Origin of the sequence: Rufibacter tibetensis (assembly GCF_001310085.1) — a bacterium.
Classification (GTDB): Bacteria; Bacteroidota; Bacteroidia; order Cytophagales; family Hymenobacteraceae; genus Nibribacter; species Nibribacter tibetensis.
The window spans coordinates 4,177,525-4,201,943 of record NZ_CP012643.1 but is presented as its reverse complement, the minus strand read 5'-3'; the positions used below and the strand labels follow the sequence as shown (position 1 = coordinate 4,201,943).

Below are 24,419 nucleotides of genomic sequence, written 5' to 3'. Positions count from 1 at the left end.
AAGCCTTTTCAAAGGCATTTTCATCAAAATAACCTTAAAACCTAAGAGGAAGCTTACCCACTCGCCTCCTGTTCACAACTACTGTTTTATGAACGAGAATGAATTTGTCAAAGCCTATGCGCCAGCTACCGTAGCCAATGTGTGTTGCGGCTTTGACGTATTGGGGTTCGCCCTGGACCAACCCGGTGATGAAGTCTGGGCCCGAAAATCAGAAACTCACGGCATCACCATCTCAGACATTAAGGGCATAGAAAATCTTTCATTTGACCCGAAGGAAAACGTAATTGGAGTGGTGGCCCAGAAAATGCTGGACACCTTGGGCCTTTCTACCGGAATAGAACTGCAGTTGCACAAAGGAATGCCGGTAGGCAGCGGCTTGGGCAGCAGTGCTGCCAGTTCAGCCGCCGCCGCTTTTGCAGTAAACCAAGTACTGGGCTCCCCCTTTACCGTGCAGGAATTAGTTACCTATGCTATGGAGGGGGAACGCAAAGCCTCTGGCTCAGCTCATGCTGATAATGTGGCTCCTTCCCTGCTGGGTGGCTTTGTGTTGGTGCGCGACTATGAACCTTTAGATGTGGTGCCCCTGGGTGTTCCCCTGGAGCTATACTGCACCATCTTGTACCCGCAGATAGAACTGAAAACCTCTCTTTCCCGCAGTATTCTGAAACAGGAGATCCCTTTAAAAAAAGGCATCCGGCAGTGGGGCAATCTGGCTGGTTTAATGGCTGGTTTATTGAAAAAGGACTACGATTTAATTGGCCGCAGTTTGCACGATGAAATCTTTGAACCAGAACGTTCCGTGCTCATTCCCCTATTCAAGCAAGTGAAAGCCGCTGCTATAAAAGCTGGGGCATTAGGTGGCGGTATCTCTGGATCGGGCCCTTCTATCTTCGCTTTGTCTGCCTCAATGCAACAAGCACAGGCGGTGAAAGAAGCAATGGAAGCTATTTACGCCGGAAGCGGCATTGAAACCAAAACGTACGTATCACAGGTGCCGGAACAAGGTGTTCGCCTGGTGGCACAATCAACTTTCCAACCTGCTTTGCCTTTATGAACTACTATAGCACCAACGACTCCGCAGCGGAGATGAGTTTCAAAGAAGCGGTCATCAAGGGACTGCCCCATGACAAAGGCCTCTTCTTCCCAAAGGAGATTCCCTCCTTACCTGCTTCTTTCTTTGAGCAGCTGCCTTCCCTCTCCCTGCCAGCCATTGCCTTTGAAGTATTACAGCCTTTTGTAGCACCAGATATCACGGCTGAAGACTTGCAGAAAATTTGCGACGAGGTGTTTACGTTTCCTATTCCGCTGGTGGAAGTAGAGAAAAACATCTACTCCTTAGAGCTCTTTCACGGTCCTACCTGCGCTTTCAAAGATGTGGGTGCTCGCTTTATGTCAAGATGCCTGCAAGCCTTTGCAGAGCCGGACAGACCCGTAACTGTCTTGGTAGCAACATCCGGAGATACCGGCAGCGCAGTGGCCAACGGGTTCTTAGGTTTGGAAAACATTGACGTGGTAGTGGTGTACCCACAGTTAGGTGTAAGCGAAATCCAGGAAATGCAGTTCACCACGCTAGGGCAAAACACCAGCGCGGTAGGGATTGAAGGTACCTTTGATGATTGCCAAGCCCTTGTGAAACAGGCCTTTTCAGACGAAGAGCTAAACCAAAAGAAGAACCTATCTTCGGCTAACTCCATCAACGTGGCCCGCTGGCTCCCTCAGATGGTGTACTACTTCCACGCCTGGGGACAATGGAAAAACCTAAACCCTGAAGCAGAGGAAGTGACCATTGCCGTACCTAGCGGAAACTTCGGGAACCTGGCGGCTGGCTTGCTGGCCCGCCAAATGGGTCTGCCGGTGACGTACTTTGTGGCGGCCACCAACCGCAACAAGATTGTTCCGGATTATCTGGAGACTGGGGTGTACACTCCTGCTTCTTCGGTATGCACCATCGCCAACGCCATGGATGTGGGTAGCCCGAATAATTTCCCCCGCATACAGGAGCTTTTTGGAGATGACCTGGAGGCCCTGCAGAAAGTAGTGAAAGGTTTTTGGGTCGATGACGAAAAAATCAAAAGCACCATCAAACTGGTGCACCAGGAAAACGGCTATATGTTAGACCCGCATGGCGCTATTGGATACTTAAGCTTACAGCAGTTACTTCCAGACCTGAAGACACCCGGTATTTTTCTGGAAACGGCGCATCCGGCCAAGTTCAAGAAAAGCATGGAAGAAGTTTTAGGGCAGGAAATTGAGTTACCAGAGCAACTAAAGGTATTTAAAGGCAGACAGAAACAGGTTACCGATATGCCCAATGACTTTGCTGGTTTTAAGATGCTCTTGATGCAGGAACATAAAGAAGGTACTCTATAGCTTTTAAGGTAGTTTTCTATAAACAGCCTATAAACAGAAAAGCCTCACCTACCATGTGTAAGTGAGGCTTTCCCTTTTATGCCTAAATTTAAGAATATACTTCTTTTTTGGCCGCTCGCAGGGTGTTCTTTAACAACATGGAGATGGTTAGCGGTCCTACGCCTCCCGGCACAGGAGTGATGTAGCTGCACTTAGGCGCAACGTTCTCAAAGTCCACATCCCCACGTAAACGCCAGCCTCTTTCACGAGTGGCATCTGTTACGCGGGTAGTTCCCACGTCAATTACTACAGCTCCTTCCTTCACCATGTCGGCTGTAATAAGCCCTGGTTTACCCACAGCTACAATCAAGATATCAGCCTGACGGGTATGACTGGCCAGATCTACGGTATTACGATGGCAAATGGTCACCGTGGCCTCGCCAGGAAGGGTGCACTTGCTCATTAAGATGCTGATGGGGGTACCCACAATATTGCTGCGGCCCACTACCACACAATGCTTGCCTTTGGTGTCAATGTTATACCGCTCCAGCAGCTGCATGATGCCGTACGGGGTAGCAGGCAGGTAGGCCGGTAAACCTGCTACCATACGGCCCACGTTTACTGGGTGGAAACCGTCTACGTCTTTTTTGTAGTCCATGACCTCCAGCACTTTATCTGAACTGATGTGTTTTGGAAGCGGCAACTGAACAATCAACCCGTCAATGTCTGGGTTTTCGTTGATCTCTTTTATCTTGGTCAGAAGGGCTTCTTCTGTGATGTCATCCCCGTAGTGGAGCAACGTGGAGGCAAAACCTACGCGCTCACACGCCAACACCTTGTTATTTACATATGTCATTGAACCACCATCTTTGCCAACCAGAATGGCCGCTAGATGTGGAGCCTTGCCACCTTTTGCTTTGATTTCGGTTACCTCCGCAGCAATTTCACTTTGAATGGCCTCAGAAGTTTTCTTTCCGTCTAAAAGGGTCATGGGTACTTTGGATTGAGAAATGTTACAAAGCGCAAAAGTACAAGCCATTGCGGAAAGTGCCTCGGCTTTTATAAGTTATTTAGAATATAGGACTGGTCTTGTGATTGACACCTTCTATTGGAGGTAAATAAGCAGCTGCGTTTTGAACCTGTTTTAGACAAATCACTCCTTTAATGTGGGATACTCCCCTACTTTTTAGAAAAGTTAATCACTGACGTAGACACAAGTAACCCCAGCAACCCGGCGGCAATGGCGGTCATGATGGTGTCATCCATGGTCAATTCTCGGTCTCTTATGGCAAACCTTAATATAAAGGTTGGCACGGTGATAAGCACGACAATTCCCCAGTAGAGGAAAAAGGTTGATTGCAACCCTTCTTTTGAGGCAAGAGGCAGCTTCAAAGCTTCCACAATTAAGAAAATCCCCAAAACTAAACTGCTGAAGTACTGTAAAATGTGATAACCTGGAATAGAGTACCCTAATAGTGTATAAGATGAGTTTAGAAGGGCAAAGTTATTTGCCGTCCAGCCATAATGATGGGTAAAATCATCACAAAGGAAATGGGTCACTGTGCCCAAAAAGGCTGAGGTGATCACAATCAGCCAGTTTTGTTTGAAGTAGGTTAGCCAATCAAAGCCTTTGTACACTGAAAACCTGTTGCGAATAAAAGGAGGCAGATGGTCTATCAAAGGATTCCTTACCCAGCAGTGGTATAGAAAGGCCATCAGTATAACCACCGGAATGTCAAACAGGAATATGCCTTTAAGCGTGTGGCTGATGTCCGTTTCGGCCCTCATTCTGAAAAAGAACTCAAAATCTGGTGCCATGCTGCCAATAGCTAAAGCTGTTAAGGAGACCTTCTCTCCTGAGACAGATTTTAAGGGGAGTATGACCGCGGGGTGGGAAAACGTGAATGGCATACAATGAAGCTAAGGAAGAAACAAAAAAGCCCGGCACTGCTGCACCGGGCTTTCTGAGATCAATCGAGTTTAAGAACTGCCAGGAAGGCTTCCTGCGGAATCTCCACGTTGCCTACTTGGCGCATACGCTTCTTCCCTTTCTTCTGTTTTTCCAAAAGCTTCCGCTTACGAGAGATATCACCCCCGTAGCATTTAGCCAAAACGTTCTTTCTAAGTGCCTTCACGGTCTCACGGGCAATGATCTTCTGCCCTATGGCTGCCTGAATAGCAATCTCAAACATCTGGCGCGGTAATAACTCCTGCAATTTCTCACACAGGCGTTTGCCCCAGTCATAAGCTTTGTCACGGTGTACAATTGCGCTCAGGGCATCTACCTTCTCCCCATTGAGCATGATATCCAGCTTCACCATGTGCGACTCACGGAACCCGATGAGTTCATAGTCCAGAGAGGCATAGCCGCGGCTGATGGTTTTTAGTTTATCAAAGAAGTCAAACACGATCTCGGCCAAGGGCATCTCAAAGATCAACTCCACCCGGTCTGAAGTCAGGAAGTTCTGAGCCTTAAGAATAGCACGCTTGTCCATACACAAAGAGATGATCGGACCGATGTACTCCGCTTTGGAGATGATCTGCGCCTTGATGAATGGTTCCTCAATGTGGTCAATGTAGTTTGGCTCCGGCATTTCAGACGGCGCATTCACTTTGATCTCGCCGTCTTTGGTGGTAAAGGCCTTGAACTGCACACTGGGCACCGTGGTGATCACTGTCATGTCAAACTCTCGCTCAAGACGCTCCTGCACAATCTCCATATGGAGCATGCCCAGGAAGCCACAACGGAACCCGAAGCCCAATGCCGCTGAAGTTTCCGGTTCCCATACCAGGGAGGCATCGTTCAACTGAAGCTTCTCCATAGAGGAACGCAGTTCTTCGTACTCAGTGGTTTCTACCGGGTAGATACCCGCAAATACCATCGGTTTTACCTCTTCAAAACCTTGAATCTGGATGGTATCTGGATTGGCAGCGTGGGTAATGGTATCTCCTACTTTTACTTCTTTTGCGTTTTTAATACCCGAGATCAGGTACCCTACATTACCCGCACCCATCACCTGCTTAGGTTCCTGGTTTAGTTTCAAAACGCCAATTTCATCGGCTTCGTACTGCTTGCCGGTGGCTATGAATTTTACTTTATCGCCTTTGCGCAATGTACCGTTCATGATCCGGAAATACACCTCAATGCCGCGGTACGAGTTAAATACGGAGTCAAAGATCAAGGCTTGCAATGGAGCATCTGGGTCTCCTTTAGGAGCCGGAATACGGTCACAGATTGCAGCCAGAATGTCTTCAATGCCAATACCTGCCTTCCCCGAGGCATGAATGATGTCTTCTTTTTCGCAGCCAATCAGGTCAATGATCTGGTCACTTACCTCTTCAGGCATGGCGTGAGGCAAGTCAATCTTGTTCAACACCGGAATGATTTCCAGGTCATTTCCAATAGCCAAGTAAAGGTTAGAAATGGTCTGGGCTTCTATCCCCTGTGACGCGTCCACAATCAACAACGCGCCTTCACAAGCGGCAATGGAACGAGAAACCTCGTAGCTAAAGTCCACGTGGCCCGGCGTGTCAATCAGGTTCAGAATATAATCTTCCCCCTTGTAATTATAGTTCATCTGGATGGCGTGGCTCTTGATAGTGATGCCGCGTTCCCGCTCCAGGTCCATGTTATCTAAAAGTTGGTTCTGCATTTCCCGCGCGGTCACCGAGGAGGTAAACTCCAACAGACGGTCAGCTAGGGTACTCTTGCCGTGGTCAATATGCGCAATGATGCAAAAATTGCGGATGTTCTTCATAGAATTCATTTACAATCAACAAAGATAAGAAAGAAAAACGAGCCTCTGGAAAGTAACGGGGAGTCGGGAGGTACTTTTTACAATATACAGATAGTTTTAGGCCTGTTTCAGGAAAATTAAGTCCAAAATGACTTTCTTCTATCTTTCTTTTACATTGTCTACTTCATTTCTTTAGCAATGTAACTCATTAGGCTGTTGGAAAACATTGCCTACTCAACCTAGAAGCACACCGGAGAAGAACGAATAAATCCCTATTGGTGCTCAGAGGGCAAATGGTTATACTATTAGTAAAAATTAATATATAGTCCTTTCTTTATTTATAAATTAACTAATATATTTGATTTGTTACTCTATAATAAATTGAACTAATCTAATATTTATATCTTTTATGGATCATTTAACTCCATTCTGCTTACGTGCTCTTTTGATTTTGATTACGTTAGCCTTACCTCAGGTAGTTCTTGCCCAAACGAATTACAAACCTGGTTACGTGATTACCGTGAAAGGCGATAGCCTTACCGGTCTCATTGACGACACATATTTAGACCACAACTTTTCAAAGGTCTCCTTTAAGCAAAAACCTTCAGATACTAATATCAACTACTTCCCTAGCCAATTAAAAAGGTTTGGCATATTGGGTAAGGTGTATGAAAGTGCAGTCGTCAAAACGGAGATTAGTTCTGCAGATACTAGAAAATTACGTCCTTTTCCAGAGCTGAAGTTGGAAACAGAAAGTACTTTCTTGCTGCCCTTGGCAGTAGGCCCTAAAAACATTTATTTCTTTGTCAATAGCGTCGGCAAAGAACAATTCTATCTTAAAGCTGAAGATCAATTTGAATTACTTGTCTACAAACGCTTTTTGATAAGCGATAACGGCAGAAGGGCTGCAGCTGAAAACAAAAAGTATGTAGGTCAACTGGCCTTGTATTTTTCAGATTGCTCAGCTATTCAAGCTAACGTGAGTGCCATTTCTTATACCAGAAAAAGTTTTGAGAAACTGCTCAAAACGTACTTTGCCTGCACTAATAATGACACTGCACGTGTAGAGACCACCCCTAAAGTTGGAGTGGAACTTGGTGCTGTCACCGGAGTTACCTTCACTGACTTCAGCTTTACTAGTCCTGGATTCCTGTACCTGCAAAATGCAGGCTATAATAGATCTACTGATGTGTATGGGGGCTTATTCTTAGACATTATCCTCCCTGCTTACAAGAAAAAATTATCGATCTATAACGAAGTGGGTTTTTCTTCTTATTCTGTTTCTGGAAGTTATGTTGTACCAAATCAGGACTTTTACGAAACTATCCAGACTTCATTTGACCAGGCCTACCTTAAGCTCTACAATCTACTCACCTATAAGCTGACTGCCTCCAATAGCTATGCTATTTATCTGAAAGCGGGCGTGGGGAATGGGTTTTCTGTTTATTCTAAAAACAAACGGGTCATTGATAGTATGTACACTGGAACCAGGTCGGTTCAGGAAGGGGTATCGCTTAGAAAAACAAGAAACCATGAGCAAAGCTTAGTGATGGGTGCAGGATTCCACTTTCAAAGGTTTATGGGAGAAGCACGTTTCGAAATAGGGAATGGCTTATCAGATTACATAGGAGTTAACTCTTCCACAACTCGCCATCATTTCTTAATAGGATATAAACTGAAAAAATAAAGGAAAAAAATTTTGTAATAAGCCAAGAGAACTGAGACTGAAACCAAAAACATGTCTCAAATCTCTTGGCTTATTATTTAAAATGAATTAGTTTAAAACTGCAGTATCTACACCTATACAGAGTATCATAAATTAGGTCTGAATGGTCCCCTTGCTATTCCTCCGGGTTAAGATTCGGGAAAGCCCATTTTAGTCGAACGGCCAGTATCCGGATTAAGATGATGATTGCAATAGCAATCCATACGGGCACCCCTGGGGGCACCGGTGCCAACCGCATGAGTAAATAAGCCACTCCTCCTGCCAGGCATGCAGTAGCGTAAACCTCCCGCCGGAAAATAAGCGGTATTTCATTACATAGAATATCGCGCACCACTCCGCCAAATACCGCAGACACCACTCCCATCACCAAGGCAATGAGCGGCGGTACGCCTAATCTAAGCGCTTTTTCCATGCCCAGCACCGTGAACAAGGCAATACCCACGGTATCAAACAAAAACATGGTCCTCCTGAAACGCCCTATTTCCTTTCTGAACAGCAGCGTCACCACCACGGCAACAAATACCGTCACCAAAAGCCGTTCCTCTTGAATCCAGACGGGTCTCAGGTTTAGGAGTAAGTCTCGCACGGTTCCGCCCCCAAGCGCCGTGGCAAATGCAATGACAGACGCTCCAAAGGGGTCTAGCTTTTTGTCGATTGCAGTTTGCGTGCCACTGATGGCGAATACAAAAGTGCCTACCACGTCAATAAAAGGAATAAGGGCGGGGGCGGGCAGATCAGGCATAGGCAGATTTTTTTTGGTAAACTACGCAAAACCGGCTTAGTAGAAGGTACCCGTTTCTGAACGAAAGCTATTTTGAGGCTGTTTCAGGAAAAGAGCACCTAAAAGAGCCGAAGAGAATTCACGCCTCCTCCTCCACTCTATCTGAAAATTCGTACTTTCGCATACCGTTCACTAGCTAACCTAACAAATGTCAGTTACTACTGTACAACCCTACAAACCGGTTAACCACGTTCGCATTGTCACCGCCGCTTCTTTGTTTGACGGCCATGATGCGTCTATCAATATCATGCGCCGCATCATTCAGGCATCGGGCGCTGAGGTCATTCACCTGGGCCATAACCGTTCCGTGCAGGAGATTGTGGACTGCGCCATCCAGGAAGATGCCCAAGCCATCGCTATCACCTCTTACCAGGGCGGCCACTTAGAGTATTTCAAATACATGTATGACCTGCTCAACGAGCGGGGGTGCGGCCATGTGCGCATCTTTGGCGGCGGCGGCGGGGTAATCCTGCCTACTGAGATTGAAGAGCTGCACGGGTACGGCATTGCCCGCATCTACTCCCCAGATGACGGACGCGCCATGGGTTTACAGGGTATGATCAACGACATGCTGCAGAAGTGTGACTTCCCTACCGGTCAGAACCTGAACGGTGAGGTGAAGCACCTGAAAGAAAAAGACATCAAGTCCATTGCCCGCCTGATCTCAGCTGCAGAGAACTTCCCTGAGGAATTTGCCCGGGTAAAGGAGCAGTTAGTTTCAGGTATTGACCAGCAAAAAGATGTTAAAGCCACTCCCGTGCTAGGAATTACTGGTACTGGTGGGGCTGGTAAGTCATCTTTGGTAGACGAGTTGGTGCGTCGTTTCCTGATGGATTTCCAGGACAAGACAATTGCCATCATCTCAGTAGATCCGTCTAAGCGGAAAACCGGTGGTGCTTTGCTAGGTGACCGTATCCGGATGAATGCCATCAGCAACAGCCGCGTGTACATGCGTTCTTTGGCTACCCGCCAAAGTAACCTGGCTTTAAGCCGTTACGTGCAGGATGCAGTGGACGTGGTGAAAGCCGCCAACTTTGATCTGATCATACTGGAGACTTCCGGTATCGGCCAGTCAGACACTGAGATCATTGAGCATTCAGATGCCAGCTTGTACGTGATGACGCCTGAGTACGGCGCAGCCACCCAGCTGGAGAAAATTGACATGCTAGATTTTGCAGATATTATTGCCCTTAACAAGTTTGACAAGCGTGGTGCCTTGGACGCGCTGCGTGATGTAAAAAAACAGTACAAGCGTAACCACCAGTTGTGGGACGTAAGCGATGACGAGATTCCGGTATTCGGGACCATCGCCTCGCAGTTCAACGACCCGGGCATGAACCGCCTGTACAAAGCGGTGATGGCCAAAATCTCTGATAAGTCAAGGGTGAACTTTGATTCCCAGATTCAGGCTACCGGCGAGATGTCAGAGAAAGTGTACATCATCCCTCCTGCCCGTACCCGCTACCTTTCTGAGATTGCAGAAAACAACCGCGGCTATGACAAGTGGGTGCAGGACCAGGCATCCATTGCGCAGAAATTGTATGGCATTCGTCAGTCCATTGAAGCGATTCAAGCCATTGAGGTGGAAGATAAAGACCGCCTGATTAAAGGACTAGAGTATGCCTATGAAGAAACGGCATTAAGACTTGACGGGCAGAACAAGAAACTGTTGGAGATTTGGCCTGAGAAACGCCAGAGCTACAAAAATGAGTTTTACGAGTTCAAGGTGCGGGACAAAGTTCTGAAGATAGCTACCCACACTGAGAGCCTTTCGCACCTGAAGATCCCTAAGGTTTCCATGCCCCGCTATGAAGCTTGGGGTGACTTGTTGAAGTGGAACCTGCAAGAGAATGTTCCCGGCGAATTCCCATATACTGCGGGTGTTTTCCCGTTCAAACGCGAAGGCGAAGATCCCACCCGTATGTTCGCGGGAGAAGGTGGACCGGAGCGTACAAACAGACGCTTCCATTACGTAAGTAATGGACTACCAGCCAAGCGTTTATCAACGGCCTTTGACTCCGTTACTTTATATGGAGAAGACCCAGATTTACGCCCTGACATTTACGGTAAAATAGGCAACTCCGGCGTAAGCATCTGCTGCCTAGATGATGCCAAGAAACTGTATTCCGGTTTCAATCTGGCGCATCCTATGACCTCCGTGTCGATGACCATCAATGGTCCGGCTGCCATCTTAACGGGCTTCTTCATGAACGCTGCCATTGACCAGCAGTGCGAAGTGTACATCAGGGAAAATGGATTGGAAAATGAAGTGAACGCCAGGATTGAGGCTATTTTCCAGGAAAAAGGTCAGAAACGTCCTCGTTACCAGGGTGAGTTACCAGAAGGGAACGATGGCCTGGGATTGATGCTGTTGGGAGTAACCGGCGACCAGGTATTGCCGGCAGACATTTACGCCCAAATCAAAGAGAAAACGTTAGCTTCGGTACGCGGTACCGTTCAAGCAGATATCCTGAAGGAAGACCAGGCGCAGAATACTTGTATTTTCAGTACTGAGTTCTCGCTGCGTTTGATGGGTGATGTGCAGCAATACTTCATTGACCACAACATTCGGAACTTCTACTCGGTGTCTATTTCGGGCTACCACATTGCCGAAGCTGGGGCAAATCCGATTTCACAGCTGGCGTTCACGCTGGCGAATGGTTTCACCTTTGTGGAGTACTACGTGAGCCGCGGCATGGACATCAACGCCTTTGCGCCTAACCTGAGCTTCTTCTTCTCCAATGGCATTGATCCGGAATATGCCGTGATTGGGCGCGTTGCCAGAAGAATCTGGGCGAAAGCCATGAAGCTGAAATACGGTGCTAATGCCCGTTCACAGATGTTGAAGTACCACATCCAAACCTCGGGGCGTTCCTTGCACGCGCAAGAAATTGACTTTAATGACATCCGGACTACGCTACAGGCGCTGTATGCCATTTACGACAACTGTAACTCGCTGCATACGAACGCCTATGATGAGGCCATAACTACACCTACTGAAGCATCGGTACGTCGCGCCATGGCCATACAGCTCATCATCAACCGCGAGTTGGGCTTAGCCAAAAACGAGAACCCGCTGCAAGGCTCTTTCATTATTGAAGAACTAACGGATTTAGTGGAAGAAGCGGTATTGCTGGAATTTGACCGTATCACTGAGCGCGGTGGCGTGTTGGGGGCTATGGAAACCATGTACCAGCGCGGCAAGATTCAGGAAGAAAGTTTATACTATGAAACTCTGAAGCATACCGGTGAATACCCCATTATTGGGGTGAACACCTTCCTTAGCAGCCAGGGCTCTCCTACTGTGATTCCGTCTGAAGTGATTCGGGCTACCGAAGAAGAGAAGCAGTACCAGATCTCAATGCTCCAGGAATTACATGCCCGTCATGCATCTGACACCCCAGCCCGTCTGAAGCAGTTGCAGGAAGTTGCAGTGCAAAACGGAAACATCTTTGAGGCCATCATGGAAACTGCCAAATACTGCTCCTTAGGACAAATCACCAATGCTCTCTTTGCCGTTGGTGGACAGTACCGCAGGAATATGTAATTTAAAATCCAACTTGAACAGCACACCTTTGAGGTGTTACTTACAAATTGCAGAATAATAGAAGGGAGCCACCGAAAGTTGGCTCCCTTTTTGCATTAACATTCTTGAATACAACCTTTTAGAAGGTTAACCTAAAGGTAATCATTAGGTAACCTCCAGTTTAACTAAATTGAAGTATTTTACGTTATGAATATAAATGATTTAGGAAACGAGTTATGAAAAAGATCACCACAATTTCCTCCTTGCTATTGATAGGCGCCTTAGGTTTTCTGGCCACCACGTGGTTAACTCCAGGAAATATGCACGTTGATCTTTCTGATGAAGACATACACATGTATCTATAAACTATTTTAAAACAGAAAGCTCCGCCTAGTGCGGGGTTTTCTATTTTAGGTGATCAAAATGTTACAGAAACCGTACCTTTACTCTACAAAAGATATATTATGGAGTTAAGAGACCTTTCCCAAAGAATCAGCTACATCATTGGCCGTGACATGGCAGCCAATTTTGCAAAACAAGGAATTGAAGTAGAGCCTGAGGCTTTGCTTTTCGGGTTGAAAGAAGCCATTAGTGGCAACCCATCTAAATTGAACCAGGACGAAGTTCAACAGGCCATGATGCAACTGCAGATGCAAATGCAGGAAAAGCAACAAGCTTCTGCCGGTGCTTCCGGAGAGCAAAACAAAAAAGAAGGTGAGGCTTTCTTAGAAGCCAACAAAGATAAAGAAGGGGTACAATCGTTGCCTAGCGGCCTTCAGTACCAGGTGCTTGAAAGCGGTTCAGGTAAAACACCAACCAGAAACTCAAACGTGACCACTCATTATCATGGCACTCTGATAGATGGAACCGTATTTGACTCATCTTACGAGCGTGGCGAACCTGCTTCTTTCCCGGTAAATGGGGTGATTGCAGGTTGGACAGAAGCGTTGCAGTTGATGAAAGAAGGTGATAAATGGCGTTTATTCATTCCTAGCAACCTGGCTTACGGTTCTCGTGGTGCCGGTGCAGATATAGGACCAAATGCCACGTTGATTTTTGACGTTGAGCTAATCACAGTGAATAACTGATAATATTGAATTATTAAGTAAAAAAGGGGCGTGCACTGTAGTTGCACTTCCCTTTTTTCATTGAAGGCTATCGGAAAAGGTACATCTTGACCATTTTTTAATTAACCTGGCTATTTGAACCGTTTACTGCTCCTTTTAAAGAATTACCTTGAAAACGGAGGTACTAACATGTGAAAAAAAGCAGGTTAAGGGTACATTCTAGCTTATATCAGAACTCACTGAATATTATCCTTGTAAACAACTATTTGAACGCTACTTAGAGTTTACAGGGGGTTCATGAATCAGCCAATCCATGGCCTCTTCGTTATGTGTGAAGTAGTTTATCTTAATGGGAAGATTGTACTTACAAACCCGGTCAAGGGAATAATCATGTATCATCTTCTGATACTTTTCCTCAGACATAAGTAAAGCAATGTGGAGTTCCTTGGCTTTGAAGGTCAATTTGTCATTCTGGAGCAAACTTATTTCCCACTCCTCTGCCTCAGAGGACAATTCACCCCGGTGATTAGTATCAATGAGGCATTTGCCTAACTCATGCTCATCTAGTAAATAAAATAGTTCTCGAAGCCCTTGCTGACACTCTTCTAAGCTTATCTCTCTCTTCCAGATTAGAATTCCTATTTGATGTGATTCATTTAGTAAAACCTTGAAAGACTCCGTCTCAACAGGATCCATAATGGTCTTTTTATAGGGTGTATTTATTTGAATTTGGTTGTGATATAAAATGTATGCTATGTCTTTTCTATTCAGGTATAAAGATACTTTAAATATTTAATTTCCAAAATTTTATTAGCTTAATGCAATTAATTTATCCTACAAAGAAGAAATTTTACTTTGAATTGTATTTTATTAATCTCGCTTCACCTTTTTAATTACTTAAAATTTTAAATCAACAAGAGTGTTTTAATTGAGCTACAGCTATTACTTTTGCCCACTTTACATTTTAGAAAGAGCATTTCATCCTTCTGTGAAGTTGAACATCCGGTTACTTTGAATTAAAAGAAGGGCTGGAAAAGCTTTTTTACGAAACATACAGATGAATAATTCTAACCACGCTCAACGAGTATCAGGAGCAGGTTTACTGATTGCCCTTGGAATCATCTACGGTGACATAGGAACTTCCCCTCTTTATGTGATGAAGGCCATTATAGGGTCAACCCCTATCAACGCAACATTAGTGTATGGCGGCATTTCCTGTGTAGTCTGGACTCTCACCCTTCAAACCACCATCAAGTATGTAGTGCTTACTTTACAGGCCGACAACAAAGGGGAAGGTGGTATATTTTCCCTTTATGCCTTAGTGCGGCGACACGCCAAATGGCTCACTGTTCCCGCCATTCTGGGAGGTAGTGCCCTGCTGGCAGATGGAATCATTACGCCGCCAATCTCCGTCTCCTCGGCGGTAGAGGGTCTGCTGATCCTAAACCCAGACATTCCAACGGTACCTATTGTGATTGGCATTTTGGTGCTCCTTTTCTTGCTGCAGAGCTTCGGGACCCAGATTGTAGGTAAGGCGTTTGGACCGGTGATGTTTATCTGGTTCAGTATGCTGGCTGCTTTAGGGGTAAACTCAGTGCTTCAGCACCCTGAAGTACTAAAGTCCTTGAATCCTTATTATGCCTATGACCTGCTCGTCAACTACCCGGGTGGGTTCTGGCTTTTAGGGGCAGTTTTCCTTTGTACCACCGGGGCCGAAGCCTTGTACTCAGACCTAGGCCATTGCGGAAAAGGAAACATCCGGATCAGCTGGGTATTTGTCAAAACTTGTCTTCTGCTTAACTACTTTGGGCAAGGGGCATGGCTAATGCAATTTGAAGGTAGACAATTGGTGGGGCATTCTACCAATAACCCTTTCTATGGTATCATGCCAGAGTGGTTCCTGCTTATAGGGATTATCATTGCTACCATTGCTGCCATCATTGCAAGTCAGGCCCTAATTACAGGCTCTTTCACCTTGATTGGCGAAGCCATACGATTGAACATGTGGCCGAAGGTACGGCTCATCTACCCTACTAACGTAAAAGGCCAGCTGTATGTACCCAGCATGAACTGGTTGCTTTTACTGGGTTGTGTGGGCGTGGTATTGTATTTCAGGGAATCCCACAATATGGAAGCAGCCTATGGTTTGGCAATTACCATGACCATGTTGATGACCACTACCCTGCTAAGCTTTTACCTCATCACCAAAAGAGTGGCGAAAGTTTGGGTATGGCTGTTCTTAGCGGTTTACCTGGCAATTGAAGGCTCCTTCTTGATAGCTAACCTCATCAAATTTCCGCACGGCGGATGGGTTACTTTAGTAATAGGGTTTCTTCTAATCTCAGTGATGTACATCTGGCTGAAGGCATTCTATATTAAGCGGCGCCTGACCGAGTATGTGTCACTGCCGGAATATGTGCCTGCCTTAAGGGAATTAAGCGAGGACGATTCTATTCCAAAATATGCCACGCACCTGGTGTTCATGACCAGCGCAGACCGCACCACTGACATAGAATCAAAGATTATTTACTCTATCTTCCAAAAGCGACCAAAACGGGCAGACATCTACTGGTTCATTCACGTGAACACCGTAGATGAACCGTATACCATGGAATACAAAGTAAAGGTGCTGGCAAGCCAGGATGTAGTGCGAATCGACTTCAACCTAGGTTTCCGGGTAGAGCAACGCATTAACCTTTTCTTCCGGAAAGTGGTGGAAGATTTGGTGAAGAACAAAGAGGTAGACATCACCAGCCGCTACAGTTCCTTGAACAAGCAAAATCTAATTGGGGATTTCCGGTTTGTGGTGCTGGAGAAATTCCTGAGTTATGAAAATGACCTTCCTTTCTGGGAGAACACCATTATGCAGTCCTATTTCAGTATAAAGCAGTTTACCACTTCTGAAGGCAAATGGTTTGGTCTGGATACCAGCTCTGTTAAAATAGAGAAAGTGCCGTTGATCATTAAACCAGCTCGTGAAATAGAGCTGAAAAGAATTTGATGTACGCTATTTAGATAAAGCATTAAAAAAGCATTTTTTTATAATAGCCTTAAAACAGAACAGCCACCTTTTTGGGTGGCTGTTCTGTTTTAAGGAAAGTAAGTGGGAAATCCTGATTTAAGCTTGTTTTAGGAAAATACGCCTTAAACATTATTTGCTACTCACCCATTTAAGATAGTTCTTTTTCTGAGCTTCAGTAAGAGGATTAACCATTGAAGCTTGGTATCTGAGAGTCTGGTCTTTCAGCAACGTGACTGGCAAAATCATCAATTGCCCGGCTCTGCTCACTACCAACTCTACTATATCTCCCACGGCATACGCCGGAATGGATTTGTTGATGTCATCAGAGACCCGATACCCGTTTATGCCAATGATTTCATCATTCACGTTAAGACCAGCTTGCCACGCACTTCCGTTTCTGGTCACTGTAGTAACGATGGGTCTTCCGGAAGCAGTAGAAATTCCTGCTCCCAACAATGGTTGATTAGTGCCTTTGTTTACGTCAGTGAGAGTGATGCCAACGGTGCTCAGGAAAGAATTGTAGTCTGGGGTCTCCACACCGTACACATACTTCTGAAAGAACTCATCCATTAACTTACCAGTGAACTTCTCTATGCCTTGCTGAAACTCTTTATCAGTGAAGCCGCGATTCTGCTTTTTATAGTATTGGTCATATAGCGCTTTCATGGCGTCATCTAAGCTTTTGGTTCCGTTGGTGGCTCTTAGAATCTCCATGTCCAGCAACATGCCTAATAAAGCGCCTTTGCTGTAGTAGGAAAGGTGCGTGTTGTAAGAGTTCTCATCGGGGCGGTACTGTTTGATCCAGGCATCAAAGCTTGATTGGGCCGCTGAAACTACTTTATTACCGGGGGTATTTTCCACGCTGGTAATGCTGCTGGCAATTCTATCCAAGTGCTCCCGCTCAGAGGTAAAGCCCGCACGGCGCATGATTAAATCTGCATAATAGGTGGTGAATCCTTCAGAAACCCACAGCATGCGGGAGTAGTTTTCCTGGTTATAATCAAACGGGCCCAAGGCAATTGGCCTAAGTCGCTTTACATTCCAAAGGTGAAAGTATTCATGGGCCACCAGGTTCAGGAAGCCTTCGTACGTCCTTTCAGAGCCGTAAGCCGTTCGGGTAGCGTGCAGGGTTGTAGAGTTCAAGTGCTCCAGACCGCCCCCGCCGCTTGCCAGGTTATGGACAATGAACAAGTAATAGTTGAACGGAAGTTCTCCGAAAACCTTTGTAGCCTCTTCGGTCACCCGCTTCATGTCAGCAGTGAGCTTTTTGGGGTCATAGTTGGCTTCGCCGTACATGGCCACCTCATGCTTCACCCCATTGCTTTCAAAGGAAAGGATTTCGTGGTTTCCAATCTCTATAGGGGAATCTGCCAACACATCATAATTCTGAGCCCGGTAGGTAAAAGGTTGACCCGAAACTTGCGGTAACCCGGTAGACACCTTGCTCCACCCTTTGAAAGGAACCACCGTCAAGGTGGAAGGTAGGTCTTTGTGGCCTTCAGGGTACATGAAGACACTGGTTCCGTTCAGGTAACCATGGCTTGCGTCAATAAAGCTGGTGCGCACGCTCAGTTCATACGCATACACTTTGTACTTCACCGTAACGTCTTTGCCACCAGTGGCTACGCGCCAGGTGTTCTTGTCGGTCTTCTCAGCTTTTACCGCAGTGTTTCCCACAAAGGCCTGAAAGGCTTCTACGTCTTTAGGAAATTCTCTGATCAGGTAAGAACCAGGGGCCCATACTGGCATTGTCACTTCCTGGTTTTTTCCTTTAAAACCCGCCAGCCTCATCTCTACCTCAAAATAGTGCGTGTGGGGCTGAGGCATTGAAAGGCGGTAAGAAATAGAAGGCGCAGCAACAGCGGAAGATGAGAGAGCCATTGCCAGAAGCAGTAGCACTCCAAACGCCCAGGATTGGATTGTTTTTTGCATAAACTTGTTTTGGGAAATTAATTTTAAACTTTAATGATACGGCTAAAAAGCTGGCTTTCCAAGGAATTGCCCCCTAGGGGTAACCATAGGCCAAGGCTTAAACGTAAGGAGGTGAAAGAATCAAAATATGAAAAAAATATGGATCATCTTTGGGGTGCTCCTATCTGCGCTGGTACTGTACAAAACTATTTTCGGGCAAGGTGACCTGCTGGGCGATAAAGTAAGACAAATCAGTTCAGACGGAGGCGACAAAGTCTTCCACCAGGATTCCGTGGCAACCACTCTGGCTGATGCCCATCCTGCTTCACTAGGAGTTCTGGAAGGAAAGTATGCGACCAAAGCCGATAGTGTAGTAGCCTTTGCCCTGCAACGTTACGGAGCAGACTATACGTACGGTGGGGTTACAGAAGAAGGGTTTGATTGCTCTGGGTTCATCACCTATGTCTTTCAACAATTTGGAATGAGCATTCCCCATGGCACCACCTATCAGGCAAAACTAGGCGAGAGTGTTTCTATGCAGGAAGCTAAAAAGGGAGACCTGATTGTATTCACCGGTACTAACCTGGAAGACCGCACCCCAGGACATATAGGAATTGTCATTACCAACCCACCCAAAGCCATTCAGTTTGTGCATTCTTCCTCTAACGGGGGCGTGAAAGTAAGTGAAGCAGAAGGCACCTTGTACCAGAAACGGTTTTTGGACATCCGGAGAGTACTGCCTTAGATTCATTTATTGTTTAAAGGCAGTTTTCTATAAACTGCTTTGAAGCAAACTTTTGAACATTACTGCTAAAGATTATCAAAAGGTACACCTTCAGAATCTACAAAATTAAAGCTACTTCCACCTAAACAGATAGCCTTTCTGTACATTTAGAAGCAAACAGATGTTAGGAGACAAAAGCCTAACATTAAATTCCTTCAAAACCCAATTACCTGAATACCAGTATATATACAGTATATTAAGCGCATTAAATGGGCAAAAAAATACCCGGCCACTGCAGTAGCCGGGTACGGAATCCTTTGAAATGGTATCAAGCGACACGAAAGAGAACTGCCTCTCAGTCGCATTGGGCTACCTCATGCCGGATTCGCCAGTAGACAAAGTCTAGTTAGCAAGCTTCAACACGGTTAACGGTTGACACATGAGCTAGGCTTAATACATTTTTACTGGGATTAGACACTTTTACCTCCTTTCTTTAAGTCCGACATAAACCCAACCAAACTTCCAAGTAACTTATGGTTGTTTAAGAAGGGCCCGGAGCACTCGCTTCCGTTCTATAAAGTTAAAAAACGGTTGGTAAGTTCAAAAGTTTTAAAGAAAAAATTCACGTTTTTTTCAGGCTTTGTAAGTCTTTGTTTTTGAAGAATATCCATACCCAACCTAAGGAAAAAATAAATTCTGGAATGGCATCTAACAGGTACACATCCAATATTACATCATTCAAGGCATACCTTACATCTACTGCCCCCATGCTAACGGCACTAAAGAAGCCCAACACAGCCGGACTCCTTTCCTGAACAGCTTGAAAGGCGGCAGTGAGCAAGGCAGCTCCAATAGATAAAATCAGGAGCCCCACGGTAACCACCAACCACACCTCTTTCTTTGGGCCGGTCACTGCCAGAAAACTGGGCATGTGCAGCAAAGGCCAGATACCGGTAAGGCCAAAATAACCGCCTTGTATTAGCAAAAGCCGTTTCTGCATGATATTTAGACTTAAGAGTGGTTTTGCCCCTTCTACGAGAAACTTTACCCGCAGAATATTTTTGGATAGTTATTTGCTTATATTTAATAACCAAAACTAAAACCACCAATCAGCAACACGTATGAAAAATATCTTTTTGTTAGCCTTTTTCCTTTGCTTAGCTACCCTTAGTTGGGCTCAGAAAAAATCTCCCATTGGCGTCTGGACCAACGAAGAGAAGGAAGCCCGCTTTGAAATTTACCAGTGCGGAGACAAACTTTGCGGCAAAATCATTTGGCTAAAAGAACCAGACCGGGATGGCAAACCAAAAGTAGATCAGTTCAACCCAGACCCCAAACTGCAGAAGCGTCCGGTACTAGGGTTAGTGTTCCTGAAAAACTTTGCCCCTGTAGGCTCAGACAAGTGGGATGATGGAACCATCTACGATCCAAAATCAGGTAAAACCTACTCTTCATACATGAAGCTTTTAAGCAATGACAAACTGGAAGTGAAAGGATACATTGGTATTTCTTTAATTGGTCGCTCACAAACCTGGACAAGGGTTAAATAGGAGCAACCACTCTATAAAAGCAAAACGGGGACCTCTTATGAGAGGTCCCCGTTTTGCTTTTATAGAGTGGTTGCTTAGCTCGCTTGCCTAGTGATGATTAGTGTACGTCCAGTATGTTGATCTTCTTTTCCCGGAAGGTGAAGAACTCCCCTTTCGTTTTACCGGCCATGGCCTGGAAAACAGGCGAAGCCGCCGAGATAGCAAAGAATTTTTCGCCGTCTACGTTGATCTCACCAAGGCTTACAGAAATAAAGTAGTTCTGAGCATCTGTGCGCACAACGGAGCCCAATGAAACATCTTCATTGACTTTGTTCCGGACAATGCGTTTTAAGATACTTAGCTTCCCAATGGCCTCGTCTAACTGTTTGGCAAACATATCACGCTGTATGTGACAGGCCTCCCTGAAAGATTCGAATTTATCTTCAATAGCTCCCTGGCTTTCATTTGCACTTGCCTGGGCTTCTTCCATGGCCATTCTTGCGTTCTCCACAAAGTCAGATTGCTGGCGAAGGCACTCTTCTAGTAACCTATGTTTTATCTCCAAATCGAGGGTAGTTTCAGTAGTCATAGACATAGTTTTATTAGGTACAACAGATGACAATTACATATATGATGGCTCTTTCCTTATGAGGAAGGATCAGATTATACTAATCTAAAGATTGTTTTGGAACTGTTTATAGAATTTGAGCAGAAAACGACAAGCAGTTATTTAATAAACACTTGCAAAGCTTTAAACTGATTAAAGAAAGATTTGTTGGAAAAAACCTATAAAAAAATAAGAATGCTCCCATTACAACTTTAAAATACGAACTTGGGCGGACTCTTCTGCATACATGAGTTTCAGGAGGTAAGCCCCTGAACTCAAATCAGCAATTGAGAAAGAAGAGCCAGAAGGAGTAAAAGTTCTGATGTGTCTCCCGATCATATCGTATATAGAAATTTGGGTGGGAAGTCCTTTTCTTCCTTTTAAGGAGACCTGGCCTGAGGTTGGGTTCGGGTAAAGCACTAACACTTCAGACTGAGCGGGTGGAATGATAGAAGCATCTTGCCTGATACCGCTTACAGAATTCAAAAGCCATTGGTCAGGGTCTACTTCAATTCCTGTTATTGTACCTGAGATCTTAAAGGCATAGTCTTCTATTTGCTTGGTATGCTGTACCCGCACAACAGTGTCTTTCAAGGAGGTGCTAATTTTGTATTCCACATCCGTAGTAAAAAGTGGCGTGTTGGAACTTGAAGAAGATTGAATGCTCCTGATATACACCTGGCTTCCCTCCTGCGCCCAAGCTACGTCGAAAATGGGGTAGCCTTCGCCATACACCCATTGGTCAAAAAAGTATTGGAAAGGCTTGCCGCTTACTTGTTCAACCACCCGTTGGAAATCACGCGTAGTGGCTACTTTGTATTTATATTCTTCCCGATAGGTGCGTAAGATCCTGAAAAACAAAGCATCATTCTGCAGGGCGCGGCGAAGCATGTGAAGCACCAAGGCTCCTTTGTCATAAGAGAGGGCAGAATTGAAAATACGGGATACGTTTGTGCTGTCTTTTACAAAAACAGACCCCTTCATAGGTACAAGGGCATTCTGGTTTGCTTTGTTCAGCCAGTTAAGCCTTTCGCCAACCCAAAGTCGTTCTAGGGCCAACAACTCACTATAAGAGGCAAACCCTTCGTTCAACCAGATGTGGCTCCAGTCAGCATTGGTTACTTCATCTCCCCACCATTGGTGAGCCAGTTCATGGGCAGTTAGGGTAAACTCAAAAGTAGATTGGGTAGTCATGGTCTGGTGTTCCATGCCGCCGCCAATAGGTGCCATGCTGTGGCCGTACTTTTCCTGGTGGAACGGGTACACCCCAAATAACTCAGAAAATAATTGCAGGAATGGACCAGTACGGTCTATCTCAGTTTTAAAAGTAGCTAATGCTCCGGGATAAAGGTAGTTCTGCACTAACACGGGCTTAGGTGCTCCGGGCATGGCTACATCAAAAGAGTACTCTTCATATTGGCCCACGGCCACAGAAATTAGGTAATAGGCAATGGGGTAGTTTGATTTCCACTCATACCGGTGCTTCTGGTTAGGCATGGGGGTAATTCTCTGCAAGAGCCCGTTAGAACCTACTTTGTTAGAGACATCGGTGGTTACCCATACGGTCACAGAATCGGCTTTGTCAGACAATAACTGTTTAACCGGAAACCATTCTGAGGCAGCGAAGGGCTCGCTTAAGCTCCAGGTTACCTGTTGGCCCCAGGGCTGGGCCGTAGCAGTGTTGAATCCATTACCTATTGCCGCGCTTCCTCCTGATGGTGCTCTGCCTTCATAAAACACCTGGACCAGTAATTTGTCTTGCGCGCGTTTGGCAGTGGGTAGTTCCGCAATTACCTCGCTGTTGTTTCGGCGAATAGTGCAGGGAATCCCATCCAATAAAACCTGTTGTATGGTAAAGTTGGGGTGAAGTTCAAATGCAAACTGCGAAACGGTATTAACTAAGGCTGAGGCAAACAGCGTCACATTGCCGCTTATATTAAGAGAGTTGCGCTCCAGGTTCAGGTCCAGTTTATACCAATGCAGGTCATATTGCCGCATCAACTCACGGTGTGGAATTGACGTGATGCCATCTGCCAGTAAAGCTGGAGTTGTGCTGATCCTGGCAGCAGCACAGGAGTGAATCTCTTTGGTTAATCTCTGAGCTTGCGTTTTAAGGGCGAAAACCAAAAAGGAAAGGCAAACCAGGTAGAACTTAAAGAAAGAAAAGAGTTGTAAAGCGGTAAAGCGTTGTTTCATAGTTCTGCTATACGGAAAGCCTTAATAAGAAAGGCAGGTTGAAAACGCAAAAGAGGCCTGAAAATTACTTCTCAAGCCTCTCCAAATTCGTAAAGAAAATTACTCTACCACTACTTTCCCTGATTGCGCTGTCTTCCCAATCTGGACCAGGATTACATACATTCCTTTCCCGAACCTTGCCAAATTTAATTCCCTGGAGAGCTGTCCTTCCACCGATCCTAAATCCTCATGGTACACCGTTTTACCCTGGCTGTCTACCACCCGTACTTGTGCTTTGGCTTTCTTTGGCGAAGAGAAAGAAATTGTCACCCGTCCGCTGGTGGGGTTAGGGTAAAACTGTAAACCTACATGCGCTGCTTTAAGGGCATCCTTCTTTTTCTTTCCTCTAAACTCCTGTTTTCCTGCTGTCTCAGGTGACCCTTTAGCTGCTTGGAGAATAATGATTCGGAAATGATCACCTTGCTTTAACCTAATCACCTCATAGTTTCCCGTTTCCAGAATTGCGTCTGAGCTATTCTTCTTGCGCCTTGTGACCTTCACCTCATCTGAATCATTACTGTTTTCCACCCGCACCGTTTCTCTCAGCAGGAACTTGTCTGCTTTCAGGTGCACCGTAGTATCTAGGCGAAAGAACTGTTGTCGATTGCCTAGTGAATCTTGGGTGATGGCATGGTACATCACTTTTGGGCTTCTGTAAATTGTGATGCCTTTTGACTTTGCTCCTCTAACTGAATCTCCTAGAAGGGTTGTTGCACCAAATATCCTAACGGCTTTCATACGAGTGTGCACAGAATCTGGGCCGGAGATTCTAAAGACGGAAGCGCTTAGTGAATCATTTGGTTTGGCAGGAAAATACCGAATATTGCTCCAATCTTTCCCTGAAGAGATTTTCACGGGTTTCACCTTCTTGGCGCCAAGTATTTTAAAGGAAACAGAGTCTGCCTGTATTTCTTTGACTGCGTCTATCATGGCCTTTCCTTCCACTATAGTAAGAGTGGTGTCTAACAAATATAAGGCCTCTCCCTCCTGCTTAAAAATCTTGACTTTTGCCTGTTTGCCCGGCCCTGTTTTCACCACCTCTTTTTGCTGGGCTTGTGCAGGCAGGAAAGACGCGCCGCCTAAAACCAGGAAAGAGAAAAGCCATAAAGGAAAGTATTGTTTCTTTCTCATAACATTGTTACATTAGATGAAGCTATCTAGTTGACTCATACAATATTACCGGGTATCTTTTTGGAAAGAGGTTA

General features: G+C 45.6%; 18 protein-coding genes. 8 read left to right on the top strand and 10 right to left on the bottom strand.

The window, feature by feature from the left end; all coding sequences use genetic code 11:
* Positions 1 to 88: 88 nt before the first annotated feature.
* Positions 89 to 1,054: a homoserine kinase gene (locus DC20_RS17145; RefSeq protein ID WP_062544952.1), complete on the top strand. Its 966-nt coding sequence runs from the start codon at positions 89 to 91 to the stop codon at positions 1,052 to 1,054.
* Complete coding sequence (thrC, locus tag DC20_RS17140; RefSeq protein WP_062544951.1) at positions 1,051 to 2,370, top strand: threonine synthase; 1,320 nt, start codon at positions 1,051 to 1,053, stop codon at positions 2,368 to 2,370. The genes DC20_RS17145 and thrC overlap by 4 nt, the downstream gene beginning before the upstream one ends.
* Positions 2,371 to 2,458: 88 nt before the next feature.
* Here thrC and DC20_RS17135 read toward each other — a convergent pair whose 3' ends face one another.
* From DC20_RS17135 to lepA, 3 genes are all read right to left on the bottom strand, one after another.
* A complete protein-coding gene (locus DC20_RS17135) occupies positions 2,459 to 3,340 on the bottom strand; it encodes a bifunctional 5,10-methylenetetrahydrofolate dehydrogenase/5,10-methenyltetrahydrofolate cyclohydrolase (protein WP_062544950.1) in 882 nt (293 codons plus the stop codon).
* A gap of 188 nt (positions 3,341 to 3,528) precedes the next feature.
* Positions 3,529 to 4,260 (bottom strand): DUF4184 family protein, encoded by a 732-nt coding sequence (locus DC20_RS17130; protein WP_071885491.1) that lies wholly within the window; start codon positions 4,258 to 4,260, stop codon positions 3,529 to 3,531.
* Positions 4,261 to 4,319: 59 nt separating this feature from the next.
* Positions 4,320 to 6,107, bottom strand: coding sequence for a translation elongation factor 4 (lepA, locus tag DC20_RS17125; RefSeq protein ID WP_062544948.1), 1,788 nt, complete (start codon positions 6,105 to 6,107; stop codon positions 4,320 to 4,322).
* 388 nt (positions 6,108 to 6,495) lie between these two features.
* On the opposite strand from lepA, the gene DC20_RS17120 reads away from it, so the two are divergent.
* Entirely contained in the window at positions 6,496 to 7,773 is a 1,278-nt protein-coding gene (locus tag DC20_RS17120; protein ID WP_083470364.1) for a porin family protein, read from the top strand.
* A 154-nt stretch (positions 7,774 to 7,927) separates the two neighbouring features.
* Here DC20_RS17120 and DC20_RS17115 read toward each other — a convergent pair whose 3' ends face one another.
* Positions 7,928 to 8,554: a trimeric intracellular cation channel family protein gene (locus DC20_RS17115; RefSeq protein ID WP_062544946.1), complete on the bottom strand. Its 627-nt coding sequence runs from the start codon at positions 8,552 to 8,554 to the stop codon at positions 7,928 to 7,930.
* Positions 8,555 to 8,741: 187 nt separating this feature from the next.
* Between DC20_RS17115 and DC20_RS17110 the strand changes: the two genes are divergently transcribed.
* Together DC20_RS17110 and DC20_RS17105 are read left to right on the top strand one after the other, a co-directional pair.
* Complete coding sequence (locus DC20_RS17110; protein WP_062544945.1) at positions 8,742 to 12,140, top strand: methylmalonyl-CoA mutase family protein; 3,399 nt, start codon at positions 8,742 to 8,744, stop codon at positions 12,138 to 12,140.
* 443 nt (positions 12,141 to 12,583) lie between these two features.
* The gene (locus DC20_RS17105) at positions 12,584 to 13,207 is read left to right on the top strand and encodes an FKBP-type peptidyl-prolyl cis-trans isomerase (protein WP_062544944.1); all 624 of its coding nucleotides are present in this window, start codon (positions 12,584 to 12,586) and stop codon (positions 13,205 to 13,207) included.
* Between the two features lie 252 nt (positions 13,208 to 13,459).
* Here DC20_RS17105 and DC20_RS17100 read toward each other — a convergent pair whose 3' ends face one another.
* On the bottom strand, positions 13,460 to 13,882 hold the full coding sequence (locus tag DC20_RS17100; RefSeq protein ID WP_062544943.1) for a hypothetical protein: 423 nt from the start codon (positions 13,880 to 13,882) through the stop codon (positions 13,460 to 13,462).
* Positions 13,883 to 14,243: 361 nt separating this feature from the next.
* On the opposite strand from DC20_RS17100, the gene DC20_RS17095 reads away from it, so the two are divergent.
* Entirely contained in the window at positions 14,244 to 16,187 is a 1,944-nt protein-coding gene (locus DC20_RS17095) for a KUP/HAK/KT family potassium transporter (protein WP_062544942.1), read from the top strand.
* A gap of 150 nt (positions 16,188 to 16,337) precedes the next feature.
* On the opposite strand, the gene DC20_RS17090 is transcribed toward DC20_RS17095, so the two are convergent.
* Positions 16,338 to 18,140 (bottom strand): M61 family metallopeptidase, encoded by a 1,803-nt coding sequence (locus tag DC20_RS17090; RefSeq protein ID WP_157593207.1) that lies wholly within the window; start codon positions 18,138 to 18,140, stop codon positions 16,338 to 16,340.
* 127 nt (positions 18,141 to 18,267) lie between these two features.
* Here DC20_RS17090 and DC20_RS17085 point away from each other — a divergent pair, with 127 nt between their 5' ends.
* On the top strand, positions 18,268 to 18,864 hold the full coding sequence (locus tag DC20_RS17085; RefSeq protein WP_062544941.1) for a C40 family peptidase: 597 nt from the start codon (positions 18,268 to 18,270) through the stop codon (positions 18,862 to 18,864).
* Positions 18,865 to 19,465: 601 nt separating this feature from the next.
* Here DC20_RS17085 and DC20_RS17080 read toward each other — a convergent pair.
* On the bottom strand, positions 19,466 to 19,843 hold the full coding sequence (locus DC20_RS17080) for a hypothetical protein (protein WP_062544940.1): 378 nt from the start codon (positions 19,841 to 19,843) through the stop codon (positions 19,466 to 19,468).
* Positions 19,844 to 19,964: 121 nt separating this feature from the next.
* Between DC20_RS17080 and DC20_RS17075 the strand changes: the two genes are divergently transcribed.
* Entirely contained in the window at positions 19,965 to 20,393 is a 429-nt protein-coding gene (locus tag DC20_RS17075; protein ID WP_062544939.1) for a DUF2147 domain-containing protein, read from the top strand.
* A 97-nt stretch (positions 20,394 to 20,490) separates the two neighbouring features.
* Here DC20_RS17075 and DC20_RS17070 read toward each other — a convergent pair whose 3' ends face one another.
* From DC20_RS17070 to DC20_RS17060, 3 genes are all read right to left on the bottom strand, one after another.
* The gene (locus DC20_RS17070) at positions 20,491 to 20,961 is read right to left on the bottom strand and encodes a hypothetical protein (protein ID WP_083470363.1); all 471 of its coding nucleotides are present in this window, start codon (positions 20,959 to 20,961) and stop codon (positions 20,491 to 20,493) included.
* A 222-nt stretch (positions 20,962 to 21,183) separates the two neighbouring features.
* A complete protein-coding gene (locus DC20_RS17065; RefSeq protein WP_062544937.1) occupies positions 21,184 to 23,175 on the bottom strand; it encodes a M1 family aminopeptidase in 1,992 nt (663 codons plus the stop codon).
* Positions 23,176 to 23,274: 99 nt separating this feature from the next.
* A complete protein-coding gene (locus DC20_RS17060) occupies positions 23,275 to 24,345 on the bottom strand; it encodes a T9SS type A sorting domain-containing protein (protein ID WP_062544936.1) in 1,071 nt (356 codons plus the stop codon).
* Between the last annotated feature and the right edge of the window lie 74 nt (positions 24,346 to 24,419).

Coding starts and splice junctions, on each gene's coding strand:
- DC20_RS17115 (WP_062544946.1), bottom strand. CDS start 8,554: ATGCCTGATCTGCCCGCCCCCGCCCTTATTCCTTTTATTGACGTGGTA.
- DC20_RS17075 (WP_062544939.1), top strand. CDS start 19,965: ATGAAAAATATCTTTTTGTTAGCCTTTTTCCTTTGCTTAGCTACCCTT.
- DC20_RS17080 (WP_062544940.1), bottom strand. CDS start 19,843: ATGCAGAAACGGCTTTTGCTAATACAAGGCGGTTATTTTGGCCTTACC.
- lepA (WP_062544948.1), bottom strand. CDS start 6,107: ATGAAGAACATCCGCAATTTTTGCATCATTGCGCATATTGACCACGGC.
- DC20_RS17070 (WP_083470363.1), bottom strand. CDS start 20,961: ATGACTACTGAAACTACCCTCGATTTGGAGATAAAACATAGGTTACTA.
- DC20_RS17145 (WP_062544952.1), top strand. CDS start 89: ATGAACGAGAATGAATTTGTCAAAGCCTATGCGCCAGCTACCGTAGCC.
- DC20_RS17120 (WP_083470364.1), top strand. CDS start 6,496: ATGGATCATTTAACTCCATTCTGCTTACGTGCTCTTTTGATTTTGATT.
- DC20_RS17065 (WP_062544937.1), bottom strand. CDS start 23,175: ATGAAACAACGCTTTACCGCTTTACAACTCTTTTCTTTCTTTAAGTTC.
- DC20_RS17090 (WP_157593207.1), bottom strand. CDS start 18,140: ATGCAAAAAACAATCCAATCCTGGGCGTTTGGAGTGCTACTGCTTCTG.
- thrC (WP_062544951.1), top strand. CDS start 1,051: ATGAACTACTATAGCACCAACGACTCCGCAGCGGAGATGAGTTTCAAA.
- DC20_RS17085 (WP_062544941.1), top strand. CDS start 18,268: ATGAAAAAAATATGGATCATCTTTGGGGTGCTCCTATCTGCGCTGGTA.
- DC20_RS17060 (WP_062544936.1), bottom strand. CDS start 24,345: ATGAGAAAGAAACAATACTTTCCTTTATGGCTTTTCTCTTTCCTGGTT.
- DC20_RS17095 (WP_062544942.1), top strand. CDS start 14,244: ATGAATAATTCTAACCACGCTCAACGAGTATCAGGAGCAGGTTTACTG.
- DC20_RS17110 (WP_062544945.1), top strand. CDS start 8,742: ATGTCAGTTACTACTGTACAACCCTACAAACCGGTTAACCACGTTCGC.
- DC20_RS17105 (WP_062544944.1), top strand. CDS start 12,584: ATGGAGTTAAGAGACCTTTCCCAAAGAATCAGCTACATCATTGGCCGT.
- DC20_RS17130 (WP_071885491.1), bottom strand. CDS start 4,260: ATGCCATTCACGTTTTCCCACCCCGCGGTCATACTCCCCTTAAAATCT.
- DC20_RS17135 (WP_062544950.1), bottom strand. CDS start 3,340: ATGACCCTTTTAGACGGAAAGAAAACTTCTGAGGCCATTCAAAGTGAA.
- DC20_RS17100 (WP_062544943.1), bottom strand. CDS start 13,882: ATGGATCCTGTTGAGACGGAGTCTTTCAAGGTTTTACTAAATGAATCA.